Source organism: Streptomyces sp. NBC_00620 (genome assembly GCF_026341825.1).
Taxonomy (GTDB): Bacteria; Actinomycetota; Actinomycetes; order Streptomycetales; family Streptomycetaceae; genus Streptomyces.
On sequence record NZ_JAPENY010000001.1, the window covers coordinates 902,527 to 914,678 of the forward strand.

A 12,152-nucleotide genomic window follows, 5' to 3' on the forward strand; every position below is an offset into this window, starting at 1 on the left:
CGGCAAATGCTCAGCCCAGTGTCACGGTCGGCACCGGATTGCTCCCGCTCCATGCCGCGTTGAACCCGAACGTCACCGAACCACCGTTCGCGACCGTTCCGTTGTAGGAGGCGTTGAGGCAGCTCACCGCCGCGCCCGTCTGCGTGCAGGTCGCGTTCCAGGCCTGCGTGATCTGCTGGCCCGCGCCATAGGTCCAGCTCACCCGCCACGAGGACAGGGCCGCCCCCGAGCAGGCGATCCGCACCTGGCCCGTGAAGCCGGTGTTCCACTGATTCGTGACGCTGTACGTCGCCGAGCACGCGCCCGTCGGCGGGGTGGACGTGCCGCCGAGCGCGGTCGCGATCGCGTAGTACGCCGGTTTCGGCACGTAGTTCTCGTCGTACGGGGTCGCCGCCCCGTAGCCCGTGAAGACGTCCGGGATCCAGGAGTCGGAGTCCGTGAAGCCCCAGACGGTGACGCCGGTGCACCGGGTGACCGCGACGCAGGCGTCGAGCACGGCCTTGTAGTCGGCGGCCTGCTGCGTCAACTTCGCGTCTGTGGACGGGAGTTGCATCCGGATGTCCAGCTCGGTGATGGCGACGTCCACTCCGAGGTCGGCGAAGCGCTGGATGTTCTGCTGGAACGTGGCCGGGACCTGGCCGAGGATGAGGTGGGCCTGCAGGCCGACGCCGTCGATCGGGATGCCGCGCTCCTTCAGCGACTTGACCAGGTTGTAGAGGGCGGTGCTCTTCGCGTTGACGCCCTCGACGTTGTAGTCGTTGATGTAGAGCTTGGCGCTCGGGTCGGCGGCGCGCGCCCAGGTGAGGGCCTGGGCGATGTAGTCGGCGCCGAGGCCGTTGTACCAGAGGGTCGAGCGGTAGGTGCCGTCCTCGTTGAAGGGCTCGTTCACCACGTCCCAGGCGGCCAACTTGCCTTTGTAGCGCGTGACTTCGGTGCTGATGTGGTCCTGGAGCAGCGTGCTCAGCTGGGCGGGTGTCCAGCTGCCGTTGGCCAGCCAGCCCGGGTTCTGGCTGTGCCAGACCAGAGTGTGGCCGCGTACCTGCTGGTTGTGGGCCTGCGCGAAGGCGACGATCTGGTCGGCCTCGGCCCAGTTGTAGGTTCCGCGGCTGGGCTCGACGGACTCCCACTTCATGGCGTTGCCGGGGGTCAGCGAATTGAACTGGGCGCCGGCCGTGTCGCCGTACGTGCCGGTGAGTTTGGAGCCGGTGACGGCGGTGCCGATGACCTTGCCCTTGGCGGATGCGAGGTCGCGCAGCGGGGTGTCCGCGGCGTGGGCGGCGGGGGCCGCCACGAGCAGGGCGCCGAGGGTGGCGATGCCGGTCAGCAGCGACGCCGGGGATAAGCCTGATCTCCGAGATCTCATTGCGGGTGCCTCCGAAAGTTTCGGTGGTGCAACCGATTGGCTTCGGAGAGTGTGGAGCTGCCCGCACCACTCGTCAATACGGGAGCACCAACCCGTTCCGTCAGTACAGAATCACCAGCCCGTACCGCCAGAACAGGAGCACCGACCCCATGCCGCCGATGCGGGAACAGCACCCCGTCTCGCCAAGGCTGAAACGCGGCTACGCCGGAGGCGCCCCCGTACTGCTCCGCACCACCAGCCGCGTGGCCAGCTCCATCCGCGTTCCCGCGGGGGGCTGTTCCCGCCTCCCCAGCTCCAGCACCAGCCGCGCCGCCGCCTCCGCCATCTCCGTGAGCGGCTGTCGTACGGTCGTCAGCGGCGGCCCGACCCAGCGTGCCACCGGCAGATCGTCGAACCCGACGACACTGAGGTCCTCCGGAACGCGCAGCCCCAGCTCGCGGGCGGCCTCGTACAGGCCGAGGGCCTGAAGGTCGTTGCCCGCGAAGACGGCGGTGGGCCGGTCCGGCGACCGGAGCAGCTCGAGCCCCGCCCGGTACCCGGACTCGTGGTGGAAGTTCCCCGGCCGGATCAGCGCCGGGTCGACCGGCAGGCCGGCCGTCTCCAGGGCGGCTCGGTAGCCGTCGACGCGGGCGCGGCTGCACATCATCCGCGAGGGGCCGCTGATCGCGCCGATCCGGGTGTGGCCGAGCTCGACGAGGTGGCGGGTCGCGGCCAGACCGCCGTGCCAGTTGGTGGCGCCGATGGAGGGGACGTCGTCGCCCGGGTCACCGGCCGGGTCGAGGACCACGAACGGGATGGACCGGCTGGTCAACAGCGCCTGCCCGGACGCGTCGAGCCCGGACAGGACGAGGATCACGCCGTGCGGGCGGCGGGCGGCGACCTGGTCGGCCCAGGTGCGGCCGGGGGTCAGCCGGCCCGCGCTCTCGGAGAGCACGACGCTCAGTCCCTCGTCCCGCGCGACGTTCTCGACACCCCGGATGACCTCCATCGCCCAGGCGCTCTCCAGCTCGTGGAAGACCAGGTCGATGAGGGGGGAGCGGGTGGCCTCGGCGCGGCGGCGCCGGTAGCCGTACTCGCGCAGCAGTCCCTCGACGCGGGTGCGGGTCGCCGGAGCCACGTCGGCGCGCCCGTTGAGCACCTTCGAAACAGTCGGAGCCGATACGCCGGCCTCGCGGGCGATCTCGGCGAGCGTGGCGGTCTGTGTCGACCGCCGTGCCGTCCGCTTTCCCAGGGGCCGCGCCGGTCTGGCGGGAGTCATGGCGGCGATCGTAGCCCCGGCTGCCGACGCCCCGAACCCCCTTTGAGGCCATACCTCTCCCAGAACATTCGACATCTGGCGCGAAACATTCGAACCCGCTGGTTCAACAGCTCACTTCACCCGCACCTCACACCGCATCCGCCTCCCCCGCCCCACCACCCGCTCCTCCCCGGTCAACGTCACCCGCACCACCTGCCGCACGTCCCCTCCCCCGCTTGACGCCCCCAACCGCAGTTCCAGCTCCCCGGGTTCGACGATCCGGTCACCGTCGGGTCCGGTGTACGCGGCCAGGTCCGCCGGGACCGTGAAGTGGACCTCCGCCGATGCCCCCGCCTCCAGCGGCACCCGCGCGTAGCCCACCAGGCGGGCCACCGGTCGCGCCACCTTGCCGACGGGGTCGTGGAGATAGAGCTGCACGATCTCCGTACCAGCCCGCCCGCCCGTGTTGCGGACCGTCAGGCGCAGTGTCGTCTCGCCGTCCGTGGGGAGGGTGTCGGCGTCGGCCGACGGGACCTGCCAGTCGTACGTCGTGTAGGAAAGCCCGTGCCCGAACGGGAACAGCGGCGTCGGGTCGAGGCTGCTCGCCTCGCCGCGCAGGCCGAGCGGTGGGGCGAGGTACGTCCACGGCTGCCCGCCCGGGTCGCGCGGCACGCTCACCGGAAGCCGCCCGGACGGGTTCACCCGGCCCGACAGGACCCCGGCCACCGCGGGGCCACCTTCCTGGCCCGCGAAGAACGCCTGCACCACCGCCGCGCACCGGTCCGCCCACCGGCCGAGGGCGTAGGGGCGCCCGGAGAGCACCACGAGCACGACCGGCGTCCCGGACGCGAGCGCCTTCTCCACCAACTCGCCTTGCCCGTCGGGGAGTTCGAGGTCGGCCACGTCACACCCCTCACCCGAGGTGCCCCGCCCGAACAGCCCCGAGTGGTCCCCGACCGCGACCACACACACATCGGCCGCCACCGGATCGTCCGTGAACTCCACGTCCGGCAGCTCGGCGCCCAGCGCTTCGAGCAGCGTGGGGACGGCGACGCCCATCGGGAGTCCGGGGTGGTCCAGGAGGACATGGCGGGGGAACGTGTAGCAGCCGAGCATGGCCGCGGGGTCGTCGGCGAGCGGACCGAGGACGGCGACCCGCCGCGCCCCGGCCCCGAGCGGCAGCACCCCGCTGTTGGCCAGCAGCACGACCGACTCCTCCGCCAACTGCCGTGCCAGCGCCCGCATATGAGGCGGATCGAGATCAGCCGACACCTCGGCGGCAGGCGGCGCCCAGCCCGGATCCAGCAGCCCCAGCTCGCACTTCTGCGTAAGGACCCGTAGCGCCGCCCGGTCCACCAGAGCCTCGTCCAGGGTCCCGGCCCCGAAGCACCGCACCGCGGGCAGCTCCACATCGACACCCGCCGCGAGCGCGAGCGCCGCCGCCCCGCCCGGGGAGTCGGTGAGCCCATGCGCCGACTCCAGGAAGGAGACGCCGAAGTAGTCGGAGACGACGGTTCCCCCGAACTCCCATTCCTCCCGCAGGAGTTGGGTGAGAAGTGCGCCGTGCGCGTGGGCGGGCAGCCCGTCGACATCGTTGTACGCCGCCATCACCGACCGCGCGCCGCCCTCCCGTACGGCCATCTCGAACGGCGGCAGGATCACGTCCGCCAGTTCGCGCGGGCCGATCGACACGGGCGCGTGGTTGCGGGCGCCGCGTGAGGCCGAGTAGCCCGCGAAGTGCTTGAGCGTGGCGACGATGCCCGCCTCCTCCAGACCCTGGACATAGGCGGTGCCGACCGTCGCCACGAGGTAGGGGTCCTCGCCGATCGACTCCTCCGTGCGGCCCCAGCGGGGATCCCGTACGACATCGAGGACGGGCGCGAGACCCTGGTGCACGCCCACCGACCGCATCGAGGCGCCGATCGCCGCCGCCATCTCCTTGACCAGGGCCGGGTCGAAACTCGCGCCCCAGGCGAGCGGCGTCGGGAAGATCGTCGCCCGCCAGGCGGTGAAGCCGGTGAGGCACTCCTCGTGGGCGAGGGCGGGCAGGTGGAAGCGGTTCGCCGAGCGGATGCGTTCCTGGAGGGCCCCGAGGCGGGCGGCGCCCTCGGCCGGCTCGACCGGCGCGGTGCCGAAGGGGCGGGTCAACTGGCCGAGGCCGTACGGGAGTAGCTCCGCCAGGTCGACGTCGCCCGACAGCGCGTGCTGGAGCGGTGCCATGTCGCCGCCCGGTGTCTCGGCCGAGCCGGGCCAGACGCTGTAGAGCTGGGCGGTCTTCTCCTGGAGGGTCATGCGGGAGAGCAGGTCGGCGGCGCGGACGCCTGCGGGGAGGGCGGGGTCCTGCCAGGGGTCGGTCATGTAACTCCTCACATGGATGGGTCCGTACGGTCGTCAGCCCTTGGTCGCGCCGAGTGTGATGCCGCCGATCAACTGCCGTTCGGCGACCGCGTAGAAGGCCAGGGCGGGTGCCATGGCGAGCACCAGGTACGCGAAGATGCGGGCCACGTCGGAGGCGTACTGGCCCTGGAACTGCTGGATGCCGACGGGGACCGTCCACCAGGTGGGCTCGCTGAAGACCAGCAGGGGCAGCAGGAACTGGTTCCAGCTGCCCACGATGGCGAGGACGGAGACCGTGCCGAGCGCGGGTCGCGCCAGCGGCAGCAGGATGCGCCAGAAGAAGCCGAAGCGGGAGCAGCCGTCGATGGTCGCCGCCTCCTCCAGTTCTCCGGGGATCTCCCGGAAGAAGCCGCGCAGGATGACGATCGTCAGCGGCAGGCCGAAGGCCGCCTCGGGAAGGATCACGCCCCACGGGTTGTCAAGGAGCCCGAAGGTGCGCAGCAGGATGAACAGCGGCAGGATCGCCACCGCGAACGGGAACATCAGCCCCATCGTGAAGAGGGTGAACATGAACTCCCGCCCACGGAAGGCGAATCGGGCGAGTGCGAACGCGGCAAGGGCCGCCGTCGCCACCGTGAGCAGCGTGGCGCCCACCGCTATCAGCGTGCTGCTGCCGATGGACCGCCAGAACGCGCCCGAGCCGAGCAGGGACGTGTAGTTCGAGGTCACCCAGGGATCGGGCAGCCCGAAGGGATTGCTGGAGAGCTGGTCGGTCGACTTGAAGCCGGAGATGAGGGCGTACAGGAGCGGGGTGACCATGAACACCCCGACCAGCCAGAGGATCACGTACACAGGCACCTTGCGCAGCCTCCGGCGCAGGCTGCCCCGGGTCGCCCCGCTCATCGGTTCCCTCGCATGGTGGTGATGGCTCCTTCGGTGTCACGGCGCAGCACGAAACGCTGGTAGGCGAGGGCGAAGACGAGGCTGATCAGGAACATCGCGACGCTGATCGCGCTCGCGTAACCCATCTGATAGCGCTTGAAGCCGTACTGGACCATGGAGATCGCCAGCGTCTCCGAGGCGTGGTCGGGACCGCCGGTGGTGATCACCCAGACCAGGTCGAAGAGCTGGACGGAGAAGATGACGGACAGGAACGCGCTGATCCGGATGGTCGGCGCGAGCAGCGGAAGCGTGATGTGGCGGAACCGCTGCCAGGTGCCGGCGCCGTCGATGCGCGCCGCCTCGTGCAGTTCGGCCGGGATGCCCTGCAGGCCCGCCAGGTACAGCATCATGTGGAAGCCGAAGTACTTCCACGTCATGACGAGGAAGAGCGTGGGCAGGACGGTGTGCTGACCCGCGAACCAGTCCCCGCCCAGACCGCTCAGCCCCACCTCGTCCAGGACCCTGTCGGCGAGCCCGTCCCCCGGCGCGAAGATCATGCCGAAGAGCACGCCGGTGATGACCTCGGACAGGATGTACGGCGCGAAGAACAGCATCCGGTACACCGCCCGGCCGCGCAGCTTCTGGTTGAGCAGCACCGCCATGGCGAGCGCGAACGGCAGCTGAAGGACGACGGAGAGCCCGATGAGCAGCGCGCCACGCGACAAGTCCCCCAGGAACACCGGGTCCTTGAGGAGCCGCGTGTAGTTGCCGAGCCCCCGGAAGTCGGAAATCGGCCCGAAGCCGCCCCAGTTGAAGAAGCTGATGTAGAACGCGTAGCCCATCGGCACCAGCACGAGCAGCCCGAACAGCACGAGCGCCGGGACCGTGAACACGAAGGCCCCCAGCCAGTCGCGCAGTCGGCGCCCGGCGGGCTTGCGGGTCCCCGTGCCGGGCGGTGACGGCGGCACCGGGGTGTCGGGGGACTTGCCGAGGTCGGGCACGTAGGTCGGTGTCGTCGAGTGCGTCATCGGCGGCCGCTAGCCCTCGCTCTTGGCGACCTGAGTGACCGAACGGGTGACCTGTTCAGGGGACTTGGAGCCCGCGATGAGCGCGGCGACGCTGTCGTTGATCTCCTGGCCGACGGCGGGGGCGTACGCCTGGTCGAGGTAGAGCTGGAAGCCGGTGGCCGTGTTCAGCGCGTCCGATACGGCGGTGAGGTTGGGGTCGGTCAGTGCGGCGCGCGCGTCCTTGGACACCGGTATCAAGCCGGTTTCCTTGACGAGCTTCTCGGCGAACTCCTTCTCGGCGAAGAACTTCAGGAACTCCACCGCCGCGTCGGGAGCGCCCTTGCGCACCGCGTGCCCGCCACCCCCGCCGAACACCTCGGTGAGCGCGCCCTTCCCGCCCTCCACCGCGGGGAAGGAGAAGAAGCCGAGGTCCTCGCCGATGCCCTTGCCCGCGTCGCCCTGGACGACCGGCGCCCACTGGCCCATCAGCTCCATGGCCGCCTTGCCGTTGCCCATCAGGGCGGCCTCGCCGCTGGGCGTGGAGTAGGCCGCGCCGAGGAACCCCTTCTGGAAGGGCTCAAGGGCGACAAGGTCCTTGAGGTGCTGCCCCGCAGTGACGAACCCCTCGCCGGTGAAGTCGGCCTCGGTGGCGGCCTTTTGCATCGCTTCGAGCCCGGCGACCCGCATCGAGAGATACGCCCAGTAGTACATGCCGGGCCACTTCTCCTTGCCCGCGAGGGCGATCGGCGTGATCCCGGCGTCCTTGAGTGCCTGGACGGCGTCGAGATAGCCGGACCAGGTGGTGGGCGGCGAGTCGATCTTCGCCTTCTTGAAGAGCGCCTTGTTGTACCAGAAGCCGACCATGCCGATGTCGAAGGGAACGGCGTACGACCTGTCCTCGAACTCGTAGGCCGACAGCGCGGCAGGCACGAAGTCCTTCGTCCAGGAGGACACCTTGTCCGTCAGATCCTCGACCAGACCGGCGTCGACCTGCTGCTTCAGTACCCCGCCGCCCCACGTGTGGTAGATGTCCGGCAGCTTCCCCGAGGTGGTCAGCGCGGTCATCTTCGACTTGTACGCCTCGTTCTCCAGCGTGACGATCTTGATCTTCACGTCCGGGTGAGCGGCCTCGAACTCCCTGGCCCGCTCGGCCCACAGCTTCTTCGCGGGCTCGGTGGTGGTGATGTTCCACCACTCGACGGTGGTCTTGCCCGAACCGCTCCCCCCGTCGGAGGAACCACACCCGCTCAGGGCCAGCCCGGTAGCGGTAGCCGCGGAGGCCGCCAGGAGCCCACGGCGGGAGAGAGAGGTGTTGCCCAACGCTCGCATCGCACACCTTCCGGAAGAGTGCCGATAATTATCGGTGAGGTGCGCGGGAAGTTACGGGCGTACGACAGGTATGTCAACGCCCCTGACAAATATCGGGGGTTGGACAGTCCAGCCCGTCCGGCGTTTGAGGACGAGCGCGTCAGCGCGACACGGGGGTCTGGGGGCGGAGCCCCCAGGAACAAGGGACGGGTAGGGGCGGAGGGGGCGAAAACCCAATACCTCAGCTCAGGGGCGCGGTACTCGCCCGCACCACCAACTCGGTAGCAAGCTCCACCCGCGGCGACGCGGGCTCCTCCCCGAGCGCCAGCCGCAACACCGTACGAGTAGCCAGCTTGCCCATATCGGCAAGCGGCTGCCGCACCGTGGTCAACGGCGGCGCAGACCACCGAACCTCCGGCAGATCATCGAACCCGACCACACTCATGTCCTCGGGAACCCGCAACCCCCGCCGCCGCAAAGCCTCGATCGCCCCGAGCGCCATCTGATCACTCGCCGCGAACAACGCGGTAGGCGCCTCCGCCAGATCAAGCAGCCGATTGCACCCATCGAACCCGGACCGGTGATAGAAGTCCCCCTGCTGGATCAGCGCGTCGTCGACCGCGATCCCCGCCCCCTCCAACGCCGCCCGGTACCCGTCCAGCCGGGCCCGCGAGCACAGCAACCGCACCGGCCCGGCGACGAACCCGATCCTGCGGTGCCCGAGCCCGAGCAGATGCTCCGTCGCAGCCATCCCGCCCGCCCAGTTGGTGGCACCGACGGTCGGCATGTCGAGCGACGGCGACCCCGCCGGATCGACGACGACGAGCGGCACCCCGAGGCGCCGCAGCTCCTCGTGCAGCCCGGGTTCGAGGACGGAGGTCACGAGGATCACCCCGTCCGAGGCGCGGGCCCGCAGGTTGGTCATCCACTGCCGGGCCGAGCCCGACGCGCCATGGATGGCCGACACCACCGTCCCCACACCGGCCGCGTGCGCGACCTCCTCGACCCCCCGGATGATCTCCACGGCCCAGGGGCTGTCGAGGTCGTTGAAGACCAGGTCGACGAGGGCCGCCCGGTCACCCGGCGCGGACGGCCTGCGCCGGTAGCCGTGGTGGCGCAGCAGGTCCTCGACCCTGGCCCGGGTCTCCGGCGACACATCGGAACGCCCGTTGACGACACGCGACACGGTGGGCACCGAGACCCCGGCCTGGCGGGCGATCTCAGTGATCGTCACCTTGTTCTTCTCGGTCGCGGCCTTCTTGATGCTCTCCCGGGCCACTGCGCCCACCTCCGTCGACACTTACGAAACTTTGCAGGAGTCTTCCGGAAAACCAGGGCCGACGTGAAGCCCAGCCGGAAACGGAGGTGTCCGGGCGGGCGTCGGGACTGACGTCCGGACAGCCGTCAGGACTGACGTCAGGACACCGTCTCGAACCGCCATCGGTGCACGGCCCGGTTCACCAACTCCCCGTCTGGCTCCGGGAGTTCGGGCAGTTCGGCGTCGTACGGCGCGTCCCACCAGGTGATGACGAGCACCCGGTCCTGGGGAGCCCGCAGGATCTCCCGCCGCAACGGCGGGGCCGCCAACTCCTGCGCCCGCACCCAGTCGAGCAGTTCCTCACCCCGCCCGGAGACAGCCCGCGCCTCCCACATCAGCGCGACGCTCACGAGTACAGGTTCTCCTTGCTGACCTCATGCACATGGTCATGAGAGTGACCACGGCCGGGCACATGCGGGTCCGTCACCGGCAACGACGAGTCCGCCGACAGGTCCCAGTCGGAGGCGGCCCGGTTCCGCGCCACCATCTCGGCGCCCAGCGCGGCCACCATCGCCCCGTTGTCCGTGCACAGCTTCGGCCGCGGTACCCGCAGCCGGATCCCGGCGGCCTCGCACCGCTCCTGGGCGAGCACCCGCAGCCGGGAGTTGGCGGCCACCCCGCCGCCGATCATGAGGTGGTCGACGCCCTGGTCCTTGCAGGCCCGTACGGCCTTGCGCGTCAGCACGTCGACGACCGCCTCCTGGAAGGACGCGGCCACATCGCGCACCGGCACCTCCTCCCCCGCCGCCCGCTTGGCCTCGATCCAGCGGGCCACGGAGGTCTTCAGACCGGAGAAGGAGAAGTCGTACGCCGCGTCGCGCGGCCCGGTGAGCCCGCGCGGGAAGGCGATCGCCTTCGGGTCGCCCTCCTTCGCGTACCGGTCGATGACAGGACCGCCCGGGAAGCCGAGGTTCAGCACCCGCGCGATCTTGTCGAAGGCCTCGCCCGCGGCGTCGTCGATGGTCGCGCCCATGGGACGTACGTCGGAGGTGATGTCGGTCGAGAGCAGCAGCGAGGAGTGCCCGCCGGAGACGAGCAGCGCCATCGTCGGCTCCGGCAGCGCGCCGTGCTCCAGCTGGTCCACGCAGATGTGCGAGGCGAGATGGTTGACGCCGTACAGCGGCTTGCCGAGTGCGTACGCGTACGCCTTTGCCGCCGAGACCCCGACGAGCAGCGCGCCGGCAAGGCCGGGCCCGGCGGTCACGGCGATGCCGTCCAGGTCCGAGGCGGCGACCCCCGCCTCCTTCAGCGCGCGCTGGATGGTCGGCACCATCGCTTCGAGGTGCGCCCGCGAGGCGACCTCGGGCACCACCCCGCCGAAACGCGCGTGCTCGTCGACGCTCGACGCGATGGCGTCGGCGAGCAGCGTGGTGCCGCGGACGATGCCGACGCCGGTCTCGTCGCAGGAGGTCTCGATGCCGAGGACGAGCGGTTCGTCAGCCATTGATCTCAACCATTGATCTCTGTTCCTTGTACGCCGTTTACTGAGGGGGAACCCGCGGCGGAGCCGCTGTCGGACGCTGTGTGGAGGCGCATCACCAGGGCGTCGATGTTCCCCGGCTGGTAGTAGCCCCGCCGGAAGCCGATGGCCTCGAAGCCGAAGCGCTCGTACAGCTTCTGCGCGCGGACGTTGTCCACCCGGCACTCGAGCAGCACCTCGGCGCACTCGAACGCGGTTGCGGCCCGCAGCAGTTCGGCCAGCAGCCGTGCGCCGAGCCCGGTGCCCCACTGCTCGCGGCGCACGGCGATCGTCTGTACGTCACCGAGGTCACCGGAGGCCGCGAGTCCCGCGTACCCGACAAGGCGTCCGCCCTCCTCGGCCACGACATAGCGCCGCGTCGCCTCCGGGCCTCGCGAATGAGCCAGCTCGGACCAGAACATCCCCCGCGACCAGGCGTCCTCGGGGAAGAGGTCCTTCTCCAGCTCCAGTACGGGATCGATGTCCCACCAGCGCATCTCGCGCAGCACGGCGGTCACTTGGGGGTGACCACCTTGTAGTTCTTGGGCACCTGGGCGTCCGGGCGGCGCAGGTAGAGCGGCCGGGGAGCCGCCAGTTCCTCGCCCGCCGCGAGCTTCTCGGCGGCCAGGGAGGCCAGCGCGGCGGCCGAGACGTACTCGGGCGCTCGGGCGTCCGGGAAGGTGTCGGGGTAGAGGAGCGCACCCGCGCCGACGGCGGGCAGGCCGCCGAGGTCCAGGTCCGCGGGCCGGTCCACGGCGGGCTCCGACACACGGGTACGGGGATCGGCGTACCGCGCCCAGTAGACCTCCTTGCGTCTCGCGTCGGTGGCTACGACGAAGGGACCCTCGACCTCGGCCGCGTACGCGAGTCCGTCGAGGGTGCACAGGCCGTACACGGGCACGCCGAGCGCGAGCCCGAAGGTGTCGGCGGTCATCAGGCCGACGCGGAGCCCGGTGTAGGGGCCGGGGCCGACGCCGACCACGACGCCGGTGACAGCGTCGAGACGCAGGCCGGCCTCGGCGAGTACCCGGTCGACGGCCGGCAGCAGCAGCTCCCCGTGCCGACGCGCGTCCACCTGGCTCGAGGAGGCGATGACGGACGTGCCGTCGTGCAGGGCGACGGTCACTGCGGGGGTGGCGGTATCCAGAGCGAGCAAGAGCACGCAAACAGCCTACGGCGCCGGGGAGCAAGGCACGGCCGCCCCGGTCTGCCGTGCCCCGGCTGCTACCGTCACCACAAGC

At 70.5% G+C, this 12,152-nt stretch carries 11 protein-coding genes; all 11 read right to left on the reverse strand.

The annotated features are described in order from the left end of the window. Positions 1–10: 10 nt before the first annotated feature. Positions 11–1,363 (reverse strand): endo-1,4-beta-xylanase, encoded by a 1,353-nt coding sequence (locus OG246_RS03965; RefSeq protein WP_266455876.1) that lies wholly within the window; start codon positions 1,361–1,363, stop codon positions 11–13. 199 nt (positions 1,364–1,562) lie between these two features. Then, positions 1,563–2,621, reverse strand: coding sequence for a LacI family DNA-binding transcriptional regulator (locus OG246_RS03970; protein ID WP_266455879.1), 1,059 nt, complete (start codon positions 2,619–2,621; stop codon positions 1,563–1,565). A gap of 111 nt (positions 2,622–2,732) precedes the next feature. Then, positions 2,733–4,958: a glycoside hydrolase family 3 N-terminal domain-containing protein gene (locus OG246_RS03975; protein ID WP_266455882.1), complete on the reverse strand. Its 2,226-nt coding sequence runs from the start codon at positions 4,956–4,958 to the stop codon at positions 2,733–2,735. A 33-nt stretch (positions 4,959–4,991) separates the two neighbouring features. Further along, positions 4,992–5,840, reverse strand: a complete 849-nt coding sequence (locus tag OG246_RS03980; protein WP_266455885.1) for a carbohydrate ABC transporter permease — start codon at positions 5,838–5,840, stop codon at positions 4,992–4,994. After that, positions 5,837–6,847: a carbohydrate ABC transporter permease gene (locus OG246_RS03985; protein ID WP_266455887.1), complete on the reverse strand. Its 1,011-nt coding sequence runs from the start codon at positions 6,845–6,847 to the stop codon at positions 5,837–5,839. The genes OG246_RS03980 and OG246_RS03985 overlap by 4 nt, the downstream gene beginning before the upstream one ends. Positions 6,848–6,856: 9 nt before the next feature. Continuing rightward, entirely contained in the window at positions 6,857–8,146 is a 1,290-nt protein-coding gene (locus tag OG246_RS03990; protein ID WP_266463850.1) for an extracellular solute-binding protein, read from the reverse strand. A 229-nt stretch (positions 8,147–8,375) separates the two neighbouring features. Beyond that, on the reverse strand, positions 8,376–9,413 hold the full coding sequence (locus OG246_RS03995; RefSeq protein WP_266463853.1) for a LacI family DNA-binding transcriptional regulator: 1,038 nt from the start codon (positions 9,411–9,413) through the stop codon (positions 8,376–8,378). Between the two features lie 137 nt (positions 9,414–9,550). After that, on the reverse strand, positions 9,551–9,802 hold the full coding sequence (locus OG246_RS04000; protein WP_266455889.1) for a hypothetical protein: 252 nt from the start codon (positions 9,800–9,802) through the stop codon (positions 9,551–9,553). Continuing rightward, the gene (gene tsaD / locus OG246_RS04005; RefSeq protein WP_266455893.1) at positions 9,799–10,896 is read right to left on the reverse strand and encodes a tRNA (adenosine(37)-N6)-threonylcarbamoyltransferase complex transferase subunit TsaD; all 1,098 of its coding nucleotides are present in this window, start codon (positions 10,894–10,896) and stop codon (positions 9,799–9,801) included. Before tsaD ends, OG246_RS04000 begins: the two co-directional genes overlap by 4 nt. Before the next feature lie 5 nt (positions 10,897–10,901). Then, on the reverse strand, positions 10,902–11,408 hold the full coding sequence (gene rimI / locus OG246_RS04010) for a ribosomal protein S18-alanine N-acetyltransferase (protein ID WP_266463855.1): 507 nt from the start codon (positions 11,406–11,408) through the stop codon (positions 10,902–10,904). A gap of 17 nt (positions 11,409–11,425) precedes the next feature. Beyond that, the gene (tsaB, locus tag OG246_RS04015; RefSeq protein ID WP_266455896.1) at positions 11,426–12,073 is read right to left on the reverse strand and encodes a tRNA (adenosine(37)-N6)-threonylcarbamoyltransferase complex dimerization subunit type 1 TsaB; all 648 of its coding nucleotides are present in this window, start codon (positions 12,071–12,073) and stop codon (positions 11,426–11,428) included. Positions 12,074–12,152: the final 79 nt, after the last annotated feature.

Excerpts from the sequence above, each read along its gene's own strand:
- OG246_RS03965 (WP_266455876.1), bottom strand. The coding sequence starts at position 1,363 with ATGAGATCTCGGAGATCAGGCTTATCCCCGGCGTCGCTGCTGACCGGC.
- OG246_RS03970 (WP_266455879.1), bottom strand. The coding sequence starts at position 2,621 with ATGACTCCCGCCAGACCGGCGCGGCCCCTGGGAAAGCGGACGGCACGG.
- OG246_RS03975 (WP_266455882.1), bottom strand. The coding sequence starts at position 4,958 with ATGACCGACCCCTGGCAGGACCCCGCCCTCCCCGCAGGCGTCCGCGCC.
- OG246_RS03980 (WP_266455885.1), bottom strand. The coding sequence starts at position 5,840 with ATGAGCGGGGCGACCCGGGGCAGCCTGCGCCGGAGGCTGCGCAAGGTG.
- OG246_RS03985 (WP_266455887.1), bottom strand. The coding sequence starts at position 6,847 with ATGACGCACTCGACGACACCGACCTACGTGCCCGACCTCGGCAAGTCC.
- tsaD (WP_266455893.1), bottom strand. The coding sequence starts at position 10,896 with ATGGCTGACGAACCGCTCGTCCTCGGCATCGAGACCTCCTGCGACGAG.
- rimI (WP_266463855.1), bottom strand. The coding sequence starts at position 11,408 with ATGCGCTGGTGGGACATCGATCCCGTACTGGAGCTGGAGAAGGACCTC.